General features: G+C 36.9%; 15 protein-coding genes. 9 read left to right on the top strand and 6 right to left on the bottom strand.

The genetic code is table 11. The features are described 5' to 3' along the window. The first annotated feature begins 356 nt into the window (after positions 1-356). From istA to LGQ02_RS06680, 5 genes are all read left to right on the top strand, one after another. Positions 357-1907, top strand: a complete 1551-nt coding sequence (gene istA, locus LGQ02_RS06700) for an IS21 family transposase (RefSeq protein ID WP_226517433.1) — start codon at positions 357-359, stop codon at positions 1905-1907. Further along, positions 1904-2653 carry an IS21-like element helper ATPase IstB gene (gene istB, locus LGQ02_RS06695; RefSeq protein WP_226517432.1) on the top strand — a complete coding sequence of 250 codons (750 nt, stop codon included), beginning with the start codon at positions 1904-1906 and terminating at the stop codon, positions 2651-2653. The genes istA and istB overlap by 4 nt, the downstream gene beginning before the upstream one ends. A gap of 7 nt (positions 2654-2660) precedes the next feature. Beyond that, on the top strand, positions 2661-2870 hold the full coding sequence (locus LGQ02_RS06690; protein ID WP_226518238.1) for a hypothetical protein: 210 nt from the start codon (positions 2661-2663) through the stop codon (positions 2868-2870). Between the two features lie 81 nt (positions 2871-2951). Further along, the gene (locus LGQ02_RS06685) at positions 2952-3308 is read left to right on the top strand and encodes a hypothetical protein (RefSeq protein ID WP_226517431.1); all 357 of its coding nucleotides are present in this window, start codon (positions 2952-2954) and stop codon (positions 3306-3308) included. A 67-nt stretch (positions 3309-3375) separates the two neighbouring features. Further along, a complete protein-coding gene (locus LGQ02_RS06680) occupies positions 3376-4044 on the top strand; it encodes a hypothetical protein (RefSeq protein WP_226517430.1) in 669 nt (222 codons plus the stop codon). Between the two features lie 228 nt (positions 4045-4272). Here the strand turns inward: LGQ02_RS06680 and LGQ02_RS06675 are convergent, their stop codons facing one another. The 5 genes from LGQ02_RS06675 to LGQ02_RS06655 all read right to left on the bottom strand — a co-directional run bounded on the left by LGQ02_RS06675 (position 4273) and on the right by LGQ02_RS06655 (position 9740). Next, positions 4273-4515, bottom strand: a complete 243-nt coding sequence (locus LGQ02_RS06675; protein WP_226517429.1) for a hypothetical protein — start codon at positions 4513-4515, stop codon at positions 4273-4275. A 416-nt stretch (positions 4516-4931) separates the two neighbouring features. Continuing rightward, positions 4932-6272 (bottom strand): (Fe-S)-binding protein, encoded by a 1341-nt coding sequence (locus LGQ02_RS06670; protein ID WP_226517428.1) that lies wholly within the window; start codon positions 6270-6272, stop codon positions 4932-4934. After that, on the bottom strand, positions 6269-7681 hold the full coding sequence (gene glcD, locus LGQ02_RS06665; protein WP_226517427.1) for a glycolate oxidase subunit GlcD: 1413 nt from the start codon (positions 7679-7681) through the stop codon (positions 6269-6271). Before glcD ends, LGQ02_RS06670 begins: the two co-directional genes overlap by 4 nt. Positions 7682-7803: 122 nt before the next feature. Then, positions 7804-8934 (bottom strand): CdaR family transcriptional regulator, encoded by a 1131-nt coding sequence (locus LGQ02_RS06660; RefSeq protein ID WP_226517426.1) that lies wholly within the window; start codon positions 8932-8934, stop codon positions 7804-7806. Positions 8935-8951: 17 nt separating this feature from the next. After that, a complete protein-coding gene (locus LGQ02_RS06655) occupies positions 8952-9740 on the bottom strand; it encodes a phosphatidylserine decarboxylase (protein WP_226517425.1) in 789 nt (262 codons plus the stop codon). A gap of 235 nt (positions 9741-9975) precedes the next feature. Between LGQ02_RS06655 and pssA the strand changes: the two genes are divergently transcribed. From pssA to LGQ02_RS06635, 4 genes are all read left to right on the top strand, one after another. After that, the gene (pssA, locus tag LGQ02_RS06650; RefSeq protein ID WP_226517424.1) at positions 9976-10518 is read left to right on the top strand and encodes a CDP-diacylglycerol--serine O-phosphatidyltransferase; all 543 of its coding nucleotides are present in this window, start codon (positions 9976-9978) and stop codon (positions 10516-10518) included. Between the two features lie 100 nt (positions 10519-10618). Next, positions 10619-13225 (top strand): CBS domain-containing protein, encoded by a 2607-nt coding sequence (locus tag LGQ02_RS06645; protein WP_226517423.1) that lies wholly within the window; start codon positions 10619-10621, stop codon positions 13223-13225. A gap of 684 nt (positions 13226-13909) precedes the next feature. Next, entirely contained in the window at positions 13910-14455 is a 546-nt protein-coding gene (locus LGQ02_RS06640) for a peroxiredoxin (protein WP_226517422.1), read from the top strand. Between the two features lie 61 nt (positions 14456-14516). Further along, on the top strand, positions 14517-14969 hold the full coding sequence (locus LGQ02_RS06635) for a TlpA family protein disulfide reductase (RefSeq protein WP_226517421.1): 453 nt from the start codon (positions 14517-14519) through the stop codon (positions 14967-14969). A 40-nt stretch (positions 14970-15009) separates the two neighbouring features. Here LGQ02_RS06635 and LGQ02_RS06630 read toward each other — a convergent pair whose 3' ends face one another. Continuing rightward, positions 15010-16089, bottom strand: coding sequence for an HD-GYP domain-containing protein (locus LGQ02_RS06630; RefSeq protein WP_226517420.1), 1080 nt, complete (start codon positions 16087-16089; stop codon positions 15010-15012). Positions 16090-16719: the final 630 nt, after the last annotated feature.

Here is a 16719-nt window from a genome sequence, read left to right as displayed (position 1 = left end):
CACTTCTTCGATTTATAAATTCAATGGGAAAACAACCTCGATTTATCAAGGAACTTTGCTTTATATAACGAAATTAGAACTAAAAATATCACTTCAAATAATATCTAACTAATAATTATTATTCATGCACTAAAATGGCTTCTAAATAGTATGTTATTTCTTATAGAACTACCTGAAAAATCTTTTTATTCCAACAATGATTACGGCCAACGAAATGTACCACCAGTGACATAGTTCTTACCACTGAATGACAAAGAATGTACCAGTAAGTGCCAAGGTATTTACCACTTCACCTTCTGTATAATTATTGAGCACACCTGCGGGTGTGCCATTATTTATGTAGGAGGTATTTTTGTATGATTCATTATCGAAAGATTTTGGAATTGCACGATGAGGGGATTAGCCTTAGGGGCATTACCGCAAGTACAGGTAACTCTCGTCAAAAAGTAACAGAGGTGATTAACCTAGCCGAAAAAAAGGGTTTAGTTTGTCCGTTAGAGGAAGAAATGACGGATAAATGGATTGAGGAGTTTCTTTTTCCAGAGAAAACATTAGAAGCTTCTGGCCGGCAACCATTGAACTTTGATTATATTCATGAAGAGTTGGCCAAGCCTAATGTGACACTTTCACTTCTTCATCATGAGTATGAAGCTGAATGTCGAGCGAATCAAAAGATTCCTTATTCGTACCGGAGTTTTTTGCGTCACTATAGTAGATACGCTGACAAGTACAAAGCTACATTGCGTATACGCAGAAAACCAGGCGAGATAATGGAAGTTGATTGGGCAGGGTCCACAGCCTTCATCATTGATAGAGATACTGGGGAGAAGGTTAAAACGTATGTTTTCGTTGCGACACTACCGTGTAGTCAATTCTCCTATGCGGAAGTAACCTTATCGATGGATTCACAGTCATGGATTACTGCTCACAATAATGCGTATAAGTATTTTGGAGGCTCTACGCAAATTGTAGTACCAGACAATCTTAAAACGAGTGTGACAAAACATACCACTCGTGAATTGATTTTAAATCCTACTTATAGGGAAATGGCTGACTACTACAATACGGTTGTAATGCCTGCGCGGGTTCGTACCCCAAAAGATAAGGCAAGTGTTGAAGGGTCTGTTGGAGTTATCTCTACATGGATTATCGCAGCACTAAGAAATACACATTGTTTTAGTATTGATGAATTGAACGAGGAAGTTCGGAAGAAATTAGAGGAATTCAATCAGCGTCCTTTTACTCGGAAAAAAGGATCTCGTTTATCAGCATTTGAAGAAGAGGAGAAATTTGCCCTTTCTCCCCTTCCAGTTGCACCATATAAAATGTCTGAATGGAAAAAAACAAAAGTACGTCCTGATTATCATCTTTCCATCGAGAGCATGTTTTATTCTGTACCCTACGAATATATTAATCGAGAAGTAGAGGTGAAGCTTTCAGATCACCTCGTTGAAGTCTTTTTCAATCATATGCGTGTGGCATCACATAAACGATTATACGGGAAGTTTGGACAATCTTCCACCATTCGTGATCACATGCCTGATAATCATAAGTTATACGTGGATCAAACGCCAGAGGCTGCAATGGAATGGGCTGAAAGTATCGGAGCATCAACCTTGAGCGTCGTACGCTATCTTTTAGATACTTCACAAAATGAAAAACAAGCATTACAGTCCATATTTTCATTGAAAAAAGCTGAGCGCCGTTATACTAAATATGAAATTGAACGTGCATGTAAAATGATCATTTCTATGACTAAAAGACCAACGGTCAAAAGTATTCAAACGATTTTAAAGAACAATAAAAAGAATGATGCCGAGCAAGAGTTGAAACGTCAAACAGACATCAGCAAAAATAATCATGGCTTCACGCGAGGAGCTTCTTACTATGGGGGAACGGATAAATGATGAATGAACAAACACTAACTAAATTACACGAAATGAAATTAAGCGGAATGGCGGAAGCTTATAAGGAACAATCATCAAATAAAGAATTTCAAAAGATGAGTTTCGAAGAACGTTTTAGTTTACTCGTCGATTTAGAACATTCCCGTCGTAAGAGTAATAAGCTCCAACGCTTGATTAAGACAGCAACTTTTTTGAATTCAAATGCATGTATTGAAGATTTGGAATATCATGAAGATCGAAGACTAGATAAAGATTTGATATTAAAACTGGCCGGCTGTACCTATATCCAAGACAGTCACAATATCATATTGAAAGGACCTACTGGTTCCGGTAAAACATTTTTGGCAACGGCTTTTGGAGTATCTGCTTGTCGTCAATTTTATAATGTTAAATACATTCGCTTACCGGAATTATTGGATGAACTGTCTCTCGCAAAATTAGCGGCAGACGGCAGCTATCGGAAATTGATCAAAAAATATAAGAAAGTAGATTTACTCATCCTTGATGAATGGTTACTGACAGATCTATCAACGGATGAAGCAGCAATCCTATTAGAAATTACAGAATCTCGTCATAAAGCTGCTTCGACGATTTTCTGTTCACAAATTGACCCTAGTGGATGGCACATAAAGTTAGGGAATGAAACAATTGCGGAAGCAATTCTTGATCGTATTATCCATGACTCCTATCAAATTCTGATAGACGGAGATGTTTCTATGCGTGAGCGTCATGGATTAGGTGGGTAAGTTGAAGATGGCGACTCTAACGAGAAAGGAACTGCGAAAGATAGAAGAATACTATTATTGGAGTGGATACAAAGCCTGGTATCCATTTCCTAAAGAACTCAAAGCAGAGCTTTTGAGTGTCTATGGTGAGGAGCCTTTTCCTCATACATGGACGGAGCAGGATATTTGGCAGGGTTCAAGAAACTGTGTTGGTGATTTGCAAAAATATCGGCAATAAAGCTCTATTTTCATTTTATATCTCAAACTGTTATCCTGTAAAAGTCGACAATTTAAATTCTGTTTGAATGGGGAGGATTATATGAAACTCTTATCCGTAATTTTGCTTTTGATACCTGCTCCTTTTTTATTTCATTTTTATGAATACAATTTAAACGGTGAAGGTTCGTTATTAGTGGTGTTTTCATTACTATATATAGTAATAACTGGTATCTTGTTTAGCCGTCATAAATTCTTCAATTTCATTTCAATAAATTGTATCACCTTATTCTTATCATTGTTGTTAACATGGATTTTCATTCCTGATGATTCTACTTGGTTCAAGCCGGTAAATAAGGAAATAGCCGTTGTATTTGTTTGGGTACTTTTCTTGATAGGTCAGATATTTATAAGGTTTATTGCTAAAAAACTATTTGATTTTAACAAATATGGTAAATAATTTCGAATTTTACATTTATTTTAAATTATGCTAAGGTTTGGGCTAATCATAAATTAGGAGGAATATAATGCGTCACTTTAAGTTTTTGTTACTATTCTTGTTTTCTGTAGGTTCTGTATTTTTTGTAAGTAATAACTTTGCCCAGGCTACAGAACTCGGTTCGTTCACGGAGGAAGATTTTAAAGAGGCACAAGAGTTAGGTATCTACGATGAAAGTATGACCTATGAAGAATTTGTTGAACTTGAGGAAGAAAATCAAAGACACTATGAAAAATTAAAATCTGATGAAGATGAGATAACAATTCAATCCTACTTTCCAAGGGTTGGGGATGTCTTAACAACGAGCAGTTCATCATCTTTTGGATTAACTGGACATAATGGAGTAGTTGTTGCAGGGGGAGATATTCTTCATTTTCCTGGAATGGGACAAAGTATAGAAACTATCACTTGGAATGAATGGATTAATGAATATCCTGAAACCAGAGTAGATCGTCCTAGCTTATCCGTTGGACATGATGTGAATTACTGGCTTACTACTAATATAATGGGAACAGATCCTGATTATGGAACAGGTGGAAGTCTAGATTCACTAGATCCAAACTATTGTTCTAAATTAGTATGGCAAGGATTTTATAACACAGGTCATGCACAGTGGGTCAGTAGTGGACTTATATTACCTTATAGTTTAATAGATCACATTACTGTACCAACTTCTGTGGTTTACAATACTATGTAGACTCTAAGGGATAAAATTTAGGTATACGTATGACGTGCTTGTACGAACACATACGCTGTACTATAATCATATCACAGTCGGTAATACATGTAATAATGTTCGTGTTTGGCACAGTGGTCGCATAGGCAAACCTTTGGTGTAGGCTCGTCGCGTCTTGTCGCCATTATTCGCGAAAAAAATAAACCCCACTCTATAATTTAAAAGAGGGGTTTATTTTAATTTAGAGAATTAACAAAGGGTGAGCTGCTGCACAGCTGGTTCTCCCTCATAGCGTTTTTCAATATCCTCGTTGAGTTTTTGCAGTTCAGTGTTTTTGAAATCAATGCGGGCTTCCATCAAACGCAACTTTTCTTCATTTGGATATTCATCTGAAGAAATGATCGTTTTTAACTCGATTACAGCATCCAGCTGAATACGGTCGCGTAACTCGGCCTTGTGTTCTTTGATTGTCTGATTTTCTGTGTCTAGCATAGGAAATCGCTCCTTTTATAATGTTCGTTTTTTTTTCCTCATTAATGATAAAGAACTACTTTGATAACAAATCTAACTAATTGAACGTAAAAAAGTCCTACAAGATTATTAAAATATTAATCTGTAGGGCTTTTTTATTCAATGGTAAACGCATTGGCGTTGTGTGGTAAAATGCTTGTCATTCGGTGGTAAAAAACATGGCGAGAGTGGTACATTCGAGTGGCCGTAATCAAACAAAAACAAAGAAGATAAGCTTAAACGAATTACGTCCCCATTGTGTTGTTATTTACGATTTTCACCCTTTAAACGGAACTACTAAAAAAATATGGCTGTCTCTTTTTGATCCTGAGGCAGCCATAAATAGCTTGTAACTTTGTAATTATATTCTTCCTTGAATAGGACAAGGCGTCCCTCAGTTACTCATCGCCGGCTCCGTCTTTTTTAACCGCCTCAGCTAGTAAGTCAACAATATGCACTGCACGCACTTTTCCTTGTAAGACTTCCCGCTCAATCCCTAACTTCATTTGCAGAAGGCAACCAGGGTTCGCTGTCACAATTGTTGTAGCATTTGTCGCTTTTGCATGGGCCATCTTATGATCAAGAATTTGCATAGACATTTCTTGTTCTACTAGATTATAAATCCCTGCAGAGCCACAGCATCTATCAGATTGCTTCATTTCAATATAGGTCACTCCTTCAATTGATTGAAGCAGTTTCCTTGGTGCTTCACTTGTTTTCATGACATTTCGTAAATGACAAGAATCTTGATATGTCACGACTTGTGGAGCTAATGCCATATCTGGCATTCCTACTTCATATAAAATTTCTGATATATCTTTCACCTTAGAAACGAATTTTTTAGCCCTATTCGTCCACTCCGGTTCATCTTTTAACAAATAATCATATTCAACTAATAACGCTCCGCACCCACCTGCATTGGAGACAATATAATCTATGCCTTCCATTTCAAATGCAAGAATATTTTTCTTCGCCATTTCTTTTGCTGAATCTTTTTCACCACTATGTGCGTGGAGTGCCCCACAACAATTCTGCCCTTTCGGAATGGCAATTTCACAGTTTGCTTTTTTTAATAAAAACAATGTAGCATCATTTGTTTCCATGAACATCGTATCCATAAGACAACCTGAGAAAAAAGCAACCTTTTTCTTTGGTACACCTTCAGCTTCAACATGTTTCGGTCGACGTCTCATTTTTCTAGGCGACGGAATGTCCGGTAAAACGCGTTCCATCATACTCAAGTGCTTACCTGCTATCTTTGTTAGCTTCGTCGTTTGCGCAAGCTTCTGAACACCACTCTTTTGATAAAACCACATGAGTCTTGTTAATGTTTTCATTCTATTTTGATGAGGAAATACGTGATCGAATACGACTCGCCTTAAAATTGATGTAGGCATAGAATGCTGCTTTTTTTCTTGAAGGATATCTCTAGCTTCCTCAAGTAAATGTCCATACTTTACTCCCGATGGACAAGCAGGTTCACATGCTCTACACCCTAAACATAAGCTAAGTTGCTTTTCAAAGTCTTCATCAGGTTCCATATTTCCATCAACGACTGCTTTCATTAGTGCGATCCGACCGCGTGGCGATGCGGCTTCATTTCCTTCAGTCTCACCGTATGTTGGACAAGCTGGTAAGCAAAATCCGCAACGCATACAATTCATCAGTTCATCATAGTTCATCCGCTCTTGAAAATCACGAACGACTTGATTTTTTCGTTCCTTTTCCATCGATGTCATTTTTTCACCACCACTCGTTTACGAGCCTCTTTTGCAAAGATCTTTCCAGGGTTCATAATATTGTTCGGGTCAAACGCCTGTTTAATCGCCTTCATTGCTTGAACCCCTTCTTCACCTAGCTTCCAAGATAAGTAGGGTGATTTCATGACACCAACCCCATGTTCGCCAGTAATCGTTCCTTCTAGTTCAATTGCTTTTTCAAAAATTTCTTCAAACGCGTTTTCAACCCGTTCCATTTCTTTTTTATCACGAGCATCTGTCATACATGTCGGATGTAAATTGCCATCCCCTGCATGACCGAATGTACAGATCCTTACTTTGTTTCGTTTTGCAATCCTTTCGATTTCTCTGACCATCTCAGCAATTTTTGAGCGTGGAACAGTTGCATCCTCTAAAATTGTCGTTGGCTTCATTCGCGCTAACGCAGATAAGGCAGCGCGTCTTGCTGCTGTAAGTGCCTCACCTTCTTCTGCAGTTTCTGCTACTTTTACAGCAAGAGCATTTTGTTCTTCACAAATGTCTGCAATCTTTTCAATATCTTTTTTTACAACTTCTTCAGGACCATCTTGTTCGATGAGCAAAATAGCCCCAACTTCAGTTGGTAACCCTATTTTTGCAAAGTCTTCAACAACTTGAACAGTAGGCTGATCCAAAAACTCAAGTGTTGCAGGGATGATGCGATTTGATATGATGTTAGACACTGCTCGCCCGGCTTCTTCTAACGAATCATAATATACAAGCATCGTTTTTTTCGATTCTGGTTTCGGAATGACCTTAAGCGTTGCTTCGGTCACAATGCCTAACGTTCCTTCTGATCCGACCATTAATCGTGTTAGATCATAACCTGCAACATCTTTTGTAAGCTTACCACCTGTTTTCACAATGTCACCATTTGGTAAAACAAATTCAAGACCCATGACGTAATCTCTCGTTACACCATACTTTAATCCACGCAGGCCACCAGAGCATTCATTAATATTTCCACCAATCGTAGAAATCTTCATCGATGAAGGATCAGGGGGGTAAAACAAACCTCTGTGCTCTACTTCATGTATTAAATCTTGTGTAATCACACCAGGTTGAACAGTTGCTGTTAAATTTTCTTCATCGATGTCGATGATTTTGTTCATGTAATTAAATAAAAGAACAATGCCACCTTCAAGTGGCGTCGTACCAGCACATAAATTGGTCCCCGAACCTCGAGGAACAACTGGAACACGGTGTTCGTTACATATTTTCAACATTTCCGAGATATCTTTTGTATGTCTCGGCTTTACGACAGCATCAGGCATTGCTTGATAGTTTGGTGTGGCGTCATAAGCATAAACGATCAAATCTTGCTTGGAATCAAGGACATTTTCTTCTCCTACGATTTTAACTAGTTCAGTTCGTACTTGTTTATCTAGCATTTGCTCTCCTCCCTTATTTCCAAATCATCGAACCCTTTTGTTACATTATAAAAAATAAAAGCGTTTTCTTCTATGTAGGATCATACAAAACCTACTCAAGAAAACGCCCAACTTTTATATATTTATCTAATTTCTTTATAGAAGGTGAGAGCTAGATAAAAAGATACGAGATTTTCTACCTTTTTTAAAGAAAGACCGGTTTTTTCTGAAATTCTTTTTAAACGATAATGTAATGTATTAATGTGAATATGAAGCGTATCTGCTGTACTTTTTAAAGACATGTTTTCTTTCATATATGTTTCTAGCGTTAACATAAGCTCTTCATCTTCCATTAACGGTTTTAATACACGCTTTACCATTTCTCCCTTAGTATCAGTTGTAATTTCAGCTAGAGCTACATCTAATGTTAAGTCATCATAAAACATCATTTTGTGTTGCTTTTTTGAAGCATTCAGTGCCTTTTTTGCTTGTTGGTATGACTTTGGAAGTTCGCTAGGTTCTTTTGTGACATTTCCAACACCAATAAAAAGTTCCAATCGGTAATGTTTTTTTATTTCATTTTGACAGTGGAAAAGGTTTGCTAGAAATGCTTCTTCACCCCTCCCCTCTTCGTTGTTTACTAAAACGAAGCGCCCTTGTCCCCAAGGTACGATGATGTTTTGATCATCTTCATTAAAGACACCTCTTATTGTATCAATCATCTCCCGCTCAATGATTCTACCTTCCGCTTGATTAAGTTTGTGAGGGTTAACTTCAAAAAGAACACATACCCGAGGTAAATTTAACGATATCCCTAGAATTTCACCTCGCTCTAAAAAATCTCGATCTAATTGTTTAACATTGACCCACTCGTAAATGAATGTTTCTAGTCCTCGGTATTTCGATTCTAACCGTTCACGTGAAAATGACTCTTGAATAATGAGTTCGGTCATTCGTTGAATAAGTTGGCCGAATTGAACAACTTCATCTGATTTACCGGTTATACCAATGACACCAATGGGCCTTCCATCAAGTATAATCGGCAAATTTAACCCAACTTTAACTCCTTCTAAATTGTGAACGTCATTTTCCGTTATAATAAATTTCTCTTTTTGCTGTAAAGTCTTATATGCACCTTCATGAAAATTACTGACACGCTCTATATCACTTGCAGCAATAATTAGTCCTCGTTCATCGACGACAATCACTTCTTCTTGGACAATTTGAGTAACTTCGTCAACAATCCTCTCAGCTATCGTTGATAATAGTTTCATGAAGCACCTCACAAATCCTATTCATCATTTCCGTAAGCAATTGTTTCACCTTGTTTGACGTACCTAGGACAAGCTTGTTCTTCGGTTAAACGAATCGCTCCTTCTTCAAATAATAAAATAACACTTGATCCAAATGTAAAATAAGCCATTTCTTCTCCTTTTTCTACCGTCTCATTTAAATGGCTCATATGCACACTATTAACATTTAGTGCTCCAATCTTTACAACTGCAATTTTTTTACAACCACTAATAACTTCTGTTATGATACGATAATTCTTTGCTAAAGGTGAGTCACCTAAAAGTAATCCGAGCTGATTTACTGGTTCCGAATATTTTCCAAGTGCATACCGTTTTGTTACTTGGCCATGAACTGGACTATGAATCCGATGATAATCTTTAGGACTTAAATAGAAGAGCATGTAAGTCCCATTCACATAACGCTTAGCTGTTTCAGGTAAACCAAGCATTGTTTTTAAGTCATACTCTTTCCCCTTAATGGTAAATGATGCTTCACTGCTCACCTTACCTAGTTCAGATAATTGTCCATCAACTGGACTTACAACACTATTTTCCTCTTGGGATATAGGACGACTTTCAGATTTTAATCTGCGAATAAATAAATCATGGAGGGACGTATATTCCACTAATTGCTTTTCCATTTCATCTTCATTCAATTTGTATGCATTAGAAAATGAACGATTTAAATGTTTACTGGCATTCGATTGAACAAATCGGCGTAATAATAACGTATAGATTGGATTATGAGTTAATTCAAGCATTGTTCGATACATTTTACGTTTCATCATAAAGTCTACCTTTCTATGTACAACACGGTGGTTTTATTCATTTCATTTTAATGAGGTTGCTTGATTGTTCTCAACACTACTTTTGTAAAAAATCTAGTAAATGTTTGTTGTTTCAATGATTTTCCACAATTTTTGACAGTTTCTTGTAGTAGTTTGGTATTTCGTTATATGGTATAATATACATTTAGTAAGCTCTTGGAACATTTTTCAAGATCACAAGAGGGGAGTGAGACTGTTGATACTATTTCAGCACCTCGTTGATAACACTGTTAAAAAGTTTCGTAGTCAAGCAGCAAATTTATTAACGATTATAAATCTTGGATTAGGAGGATTTGCAATCCTCGCCGTTCTACAAGGGCAGTATGGATTAAGTGTTGCATTCATTTGCTTTGCCGCTATATTTGACCGTTTAGACGGCAAGATTGCAAGAAAGTTAAACATCACTTCAGATATTGGCAAACAGCTGGACTCATTATGTGATATTATTTCTTTTGGTGTAGCTCCTGCCTTATTATTATACCAATCTACATTAATTGATTTTGGTGTAGCCGGGTCAATGGCGACGATTATTTTTATTGCAACAGGCGCAATTCGTTTAGCCCGTTTTAATGTTACTGAATCAGAAGGCTATTTTGTCGGTTTGCCCATTACAGCAGCAGGTTGTATTTTAACTATTAGTCATTTACTAAACGGCATGGTTCCAGACCCAACCTTTATGTTTATTATTTTAACATTATCTATTCTTATGATAAGCAATTTTACAATAAAAAAGGTATAATATATTTAACAACGTCTTCCATTTGGAAGGCGTTTTTTCATAAGAATCCATTTTCATGATTCGTAAAAATGAATGATTTTTCGGAAACGGAGGATTTACAATGAGGATCATTGCCTCACACACAAACTTAGACTTTGACGGTTTCGCTTCAATGATCGCAGCCAAAAAATTATATCCGCAAGCGGAAATCGTTTTAGCATCAAAGCTTAGTCCTGAAGTGGACCACTTTTTAGCCATTTATAAAGATACGTATTCATTCAAACGAGTGAAAAATATCAACATGAACCATGTAAGAAATATAACCTTAGTTGATACGAATTCACTTTCACGAACGGGAGATTTAAAAAACGAATTACACGAAGAAATCACGTTTACAGTTTATGATCATCATCCGCTAACCGAAAAAAGCGTCACTTTTGAAGAAGGGGTAACAGAACAAGTTGGAGCGACAGTTACATTACTAATCGAAGAAATACAAAGAAAAGAAATTAATATAAAACCATTTGAAGCGACAATTTTTGCTCTAGGGATCTACTCAGATACTGGTGCATTTACCTACTCTTCAACAACAGGAAGAGATCTTCAAGCAGCAGCATGGCTCTTAGATAATGGGGCAAGTCTTGCGGTAGTAGAAAAATACCGAGAAGCACCGTTAGAGCACGACCAGCAATCATTGTTTGAAACTTTACTTGATCAAAGTACACAAATATCGATAGACGGCGTAAATATCCTTGTTGCTACTCATGAACAAGAGAAATATACCGGTAATTTAGCTTACATATCCAGACGTATTATGGATAGGTCTGGTGTAGATGCAGTTTTTTCAATCGTAAAGATGGGTGAAAAAGTTTTCATCACTTCACGTTCCTCCTCTGAACGTATAAACGTTTTACCAATCATTAAACAATTTAGTGGTGGAGGACATAAAAAAGCTGCTTCAGCAATGATTAAACACGAAAATGTGAACAATATCCAAGAAAACGTTTTAGAGCAATTAAACGAAATCGTCACCCCATCATTAACTGCAGAGCATATAATGACTAGTCCTGTTCGTGTCGTTGCACCTGATACAACCATTGAAGTCGCTTCAAAAATGCTCTACCGATACGGACATACTGGCTTTCCAGTCATTAAAAATGACCAACTTATAGGAGTGATTTCAAGACGAGATGTTGATAAAGCTTTACACCATAACTTAGGACATGCACCTGTTAAAGGTTATATGAGCACTACTCCAGTTATTATAACGATAGACACTTCTCTTGAAGAAATACGTGAAAAAATGATTTATGAACATGTTGGACGATTGCCAGTAATGAAGGATGGAACATTAATCGGAATAGTTTCTAGGTCAGATGTTATATGTGCAATGCATGAAAAACCAGAACTACATATCACTTATTCTAAATCCTCTTCTATCCCTTATCGTAAACAACTTATTCAAGAAATGAGGAAACAGTTTTCTCCGCCTGTATATGACTTATTAATGTTGATCGGACAAGAAGCCGCACATAAGAATATGAAAGCTTATTTAATTGGAGGGATGGTTCGAGACCTCTTATTAGAGCGACAAAACGAAGACATGGATATTGTGATCGAAGGTGACGGGATTGAATTAGCCGAAAAACTACAATCCCTCTACGGCGGACATGTACGCCCGCATGAAGAATTTCGGACGGCTACATGGACACATCCTACAGGATTTAAAATTGATTTAACGAGTGCTCGTACAGAGTATTACGATTTTCCAGCGGCATTACCTAAAGTTGAAATGTCTAATATTAAAGAAGATTTATATAGACGTGATTTTACGATTAATGCAATGGGCATTTGTTTACACGAGGATCAATTTGGTGAACTTATCGACTACTTTCAAGGATACGAGGACTTAAAACAAGGCAAACTAAAAGTACTATATAATCTTAGTTTTGTTGAAGATCCGACACGTATTTTACGAGCCATCCGTTTTGAAAGCCGCTTTCAATTTTTCATGAATGACCAAACATTCTCCCTAGCAAAACAGTCAGCGAATCACATCCTTTCTGTTTCAAAACAACGATTATCAAGTGAGTTAAATCGGTTATTTTTTGAAGAGGATAGTTTGTATGGATATCACCGACTTGATGAATTGAATATCTTACCTTATTTATTAGAACATATAGTAGATGAATCTTCTATTTATAAACGGCTTGAAGCATTTAAGGAAATGAGAAATAAAATCAAAAATAAAAAAATTAAATTAAGCCGCTCACTTTGGGCCGGACAATTTTTTTCACTAACGTCTTTATCCATTCATGCACTCGAAGAAATAGAAGCTTTTTGTTTAACGAAAGACGACGGCCAAGTTGTACAAAAACTCTACTCACTACTTGAAGAAAAACCATTAGATAACATATCTATCGATAGCCCTTATAGTGAGTGGCACAAACATTTTGCCAATGTAAAAATCGAACCACTTGTTGCTTATTTTGCGATCGAGGTATCAATGAAACCGGAATTCATGTCAAAATCAGTTGAATATATCGTGAAAAGAGAAACGTTAGAGCCTTTACTAGATGGAAAGGACTTAATTGAGCATGGACTCTCACCTGGCCCTCACTTTAAAGAAATGTTAGAACATGCTGAACGGTTGCAAATGGATAACTCTTCCTTATCTAAACAATCACTATTAGAAGATGTGCTACGTTATCAATTAGACACGGAATAACGGATGATAATGAGAATCACCTTATACTCTCAAATATTTGAGAGCATTTTCCTTGCACAAAAATACTGAACTCTTATAATTGTATTTGTATTTAGTTGAATTAATTTCATAAGATGTACGTTTTATTTGTACTATCAGAATTTATAAATTTATGGTCGATAGTAACTGCTCCTGCGCCGCTACGCTTGCTCGTCGCAACTCGACGTTTAATCATAGGAGTTGAGCTTGTGGCAACTAAGGCTTACTTCCACAGGAGGTGGTGACTTCGGCGTTGATCACAGGACGTGATCGATTGTAGTCGAAGTTCCTAATTAATGACTTGCACTAAAGCATAAGAGCTTCTAAGTAAGCACACTTCGCTTACTAAGAATCTCTTTAACGAAAAGCCAAGTTTTGTTTAGGAGTGAACGTAACTAAAGGGGGCGACTCCCGGAGGGTCAGCGCTGTCTGAAGATCCACTTAGGCGAAGAGTCGTCAAGCCTAAGTTAGCTGAAGACAAGCCCTCGGGAAAGCGCCCGTCTGAAGTGAAGTTCACGCTCATCATTCGGAATTTCCCACCTTATTTTGAATTATGAAATTGATTCGATTAATAAATATAACTTTTCTATTGACTTATTTATAAAAACAATTAAAATATAAGTTGTACTAAATAATAATTATTATAAATAACAAGGAGAGATTAGCATGTCTGAAAAGCGTATGGTTGCAAAACAAGCACCAAGATTTGAAATGGATGCTGTTATGGCAAATAAAGAGTTTAAGAAAGTATCTTTAGAGGAAAACATGAAAAATGATAAGTGGACAGTCCTGTTTTTCTATCCGATGGACTTCACATTCGTTTGTCCAACAGAAATTACATCAATGAGTGATCGATATGAAGAATTTGAAGATTTAGATGCGGAAGTAATCGGTGTTTCAACTGACACTGTACACACACATTTAGCGTGGATTAACACAAACCGAGATGATAATGGTTTAGGTGACTTAAACTACCCACTTGCGGCTGATACAAATCATCAAGTATCTCGCGAATACGGAGTGTTAGTTGAAGATGAAGGAATTGCCTTACGCGGCTTGTTTATCATCAGTCCAGAAGGTGAGTTAATGTACTCTGTTGTTAATCATAACAATATTGGTCGAGATGTCGATGAAACGTTACGTGTATTACAAGCACTACAAACTGGTGGACTATGCCCTGCAAACTGGAAACCTGGACAAAAGACGCTATAAATCATCACTGTGTAAAAAATAATGAAACAGTAAAAGCTATATATTGAGGAGTGATTCGATTATGAAACTACGTGAAGAAATGCCCGAACTAACTGGTGCAACGGAATGGATTAATGGAGAAGTAACAAAAGAAGAATTAATAGAAAGCGGCAAACCTACTCTTATTCACTTTTGGTCTGTTAGTTGTGGCCTTTGTAAAGAAGCAATGCCAGATGTAAATGAATTTCGTGATGAGTTTGAAGATGAATTAAACGTGATTTCAGTGCATATGCCTCGTTCTGAAAAAGATTTAGAAATGAGCGTCATTAATGCGATGGCACAAGGTCATGACATTACACAACCTACGTTTGTTGACTCTGAACATAAACTAACGGATGCATTTGAAAACCAGTACGTACCTGCATACTATGTTTTTGATGCTGAAGGTAAATTACGCCATTTCCAAGCTGGCGGTGGCGGTATGAAGATGCTTCGCAAACGTGTAAATCGTGTACTTGGCACTGAAGAAAAATAAGAACACACCATTTAAAACGAGGCTGACGATGTCAGCCTCGTTAACTATCATTGATTAGTACATTAGAAATCGATACATCACGAGTTTTTCTTAAATCAATAAATTCACCAGACACATTAAGTAATGGTCGATTGACCTCTTCCATATGTAAATGAACGATCGTACCTTTATTACCATCATTTAAAAGCACATTTTTTCCAATATATCCTCTTAAAATGTGGTTTACAAACGGGAAAACAATTTCTCCATTTAATTTCCCTTTATATACTTCTGATACAAGTTCATCTAACGCATGAAACGGCGAGAATTTCGATCGGTAAACACGGTCAGAAGAAATCGCATCGTATGTATCTGCCACTGCTATAATTTGTGTCAAAAATGGGAGCTCATCACCCTTTTTGCCATATGGGTATCCAGAACGATCTAATCTTTCATGATGAAGCGCAGCTCCAGCTTGAAGCGCTTTGTTTCCTGGGGCGATTTGTTCTAGCATTTCTCTACCATAAACCGTGTGCATTTTCACTTGCTCGAACTCATCATCTGTTAATGGACCTTGTTTATTCAAAATATTTTGGGAAACTTTCATCTTGCCAATATCATGCAAAAATCCCATCTCACCTAATAATAACGCTTTCTTCTTATTATATTTTAGAATCCTCCCAATTGTTGCAGCGAGTAATCCTACATTTAAACTATGTCGATATGTATACTCATCGTGACCTTTTATATGATGTAGTTCAAGGAAGATCTCATTTCCATTTAATATTGATTCCAACAGTGGAGTAAATGGTTTCATGAAGTTCTGCAAATTCGGGACCTCTCTTGACACCGCACGATGAAAAAGTTGTTTAATTTCTTGAACATTATTAAAATAAAGGCTTGAAATATCCTCTTTATTTTTCAAAACGTTTAAGATTTGTAAACGAAGTGGATCTTCAAGCTCATCCAACACTTTTATCGATTGAATACCGTGATTCTTTAATATTCGAATTTGCCAATCCGTAATTGTTGTGCCTTTACGTAATAAAAACTTACCACTTTCGGAAACAACATCGTCTCCTACAGTTTTTCCAATTATTTCAAGTTCGCCAGCAAGATTAACTAACATATAACTCCCCATCCCTCGACAAGATCCCCCTTATTTTACCATATCTATAATCATTTTCTACCACGTATAAAAAAATTTTTGTTCATTTATACTATATTTATTGACGTTCGAATCAATTTCATAATTACGTTTTTTGCGCAATGAAACGAATGATATTATAAATTTTTTCAATAAAAATACGTTTTATTTTTGTACTATCAGAATTTATGGTCGATAGAATAAGTGCTCCTGCGGTTACTCGTCGCAGGTCGTAGTCATTTCGACGAAGCTGATACTCGTTGCTCCTGCGCCGCTCCGCTTGCTCGTCGCAGGTGAAGAGTACTAAGAACCTCTTTAACGAAAAGCCAACTTTTGTTTACACTATAAGAATGTATAAAATTTTAGCTAAGAAGCAATTTCGACGTAGTGAAAATTTCTTTGTGTATAGTATAAGTGCAACTACGCCTTTGTCTTCGCCTTAAAGGCTCGCCAATCGGCGAGTTTTCTTTAGAAGTGAACGTAACTAAAGACGGCGACTCCCGGAGGATCAGCGCAGTCTGAAGATCCACTTAGGCGAAGAGTTGTCGAGCCTAAGTTAGCTGAAGACAAGCCCTCGGGAAAGCGTCCGTCTGAAGTGAAGTTCACGCTCATCACTCGGAATTT

Source organism: Bacillus shivajii, assembly GCF_020519665.1.
GTDB classification, from domain to species: Bacteria; Bacillota; Bacilli; order Bacillales; family Salisediminibacteriaceae; genus Bacillus_CA; species Bacillus_CA shivajii.
Note: the sequence above shows the minus strand (reverse complement) of the source record. Positions and strands in the feature narration are given on the sequence as shown.

What these genes read in the sequence shown, in the direction of transcription:
- istA (WP_226517433.1), top strand. Translation starts at nt 357, where the DNA reads ATGATTCATTATCGAAAGATTTTGGAATTGCACGATGAGGGGATTAGC.
- istB (WP_226517432.1), top strand. Translation starts at nt 1,904, where the DNA reads ATGATGAATGAACAAACACTAACTAAATTACACGAAATGAAATTAAGC.
- LGQ02_RS06690 (WP_226518238.1), top strand. Translation starts at nt 2,661, where the DNA reads ATGGCGACTCTAACGAGAAAGGAACTGCGAAAGATAGAAGAATACTAT.
- LGQ02_RS06685 (WP_226517431.1), top strand. Translation starts at nt 2,952, where the DNA reads ATGAAACTCTTATCCGTAATTTTGCTTTTGATACCTGCTCCTTTTTTA.
- LGQ02_RS06680 (WP_226517430.1), top strand. Translation starts at nt 3,376, where the DNA reads ATGCGTCACTTTAAGTTTTTGTTACTATTCTTGTTTTCTGTAGGTTCT.
- LGQ02_RS06675 (WP_226517429.1), bottom strand. Translation starts at nt 4,515, where the DNA reads ATGCTAGACACAGAAAATCAGACAATCAAAGAACACAAGGCCGAGTTA.
- LGQ02_RS06670 (WP_226517428.1), bottom strand. Translation starts at nt 6,272, where the DNA reads ATGACATCGATGGAAAAGGAACGAAAAAATCAAGTCGTTCGTGATTTT.
- glcD (WP_226517427.1), bottom strand. Translation starts at nt 7,681, where the DNA reads ATGCTAGATAAACAAGTACGAACTGAACTAGTTAAAATCGTAGGAGAA.
- LGQ02_RS06660 (WP_226517426.1), bottom strand. Translation starts at nt 8,934, where the DNA reads ATGAAACTATTATCAACGATAGCTGAGAGGATTGTTGACGAAGTTACT.
- LGQ02_RS06655 (WP_226517425.1), bottom strand. Translation starts at nt 9,740, where the DNA reads ATGATGAAACGTAAAATGTATCGAACAATGCTTGAATTAACTCATAAT.
- LGQ02_RS06645 (WP_226517423.1), top strand. Translation starts at nt 10,619, where the DNA reads ATGAGGATCATTGCCTCACACACAAACTTAGACTTTGACGGTTTCGCT.
- LGQ02_RS06640 (WP_226517422.1), top strand. Translation starts at nt 13,910, where the DNA reads ATGTCTGAAAAGCGTATGGTTGCAAAACAAGCACCAAGATTTGAAATG.
- LGQ02_RS06635 (WP_226517421.1), top strand. Translation starts at nt 14,517, where the DNA reads ATGAAACTACGTGAAGAAATGCCCGAACTAACTGGTGCAACGGAATGG.
- LGQ02_RS06630 (WP_226517420.1), bottom strand. Translation starts at nt 16,089, where the DNA reads ATGGGGAGTTATATGTTAGTTAATCTTGCTGGCGAACTTGAAATAATT.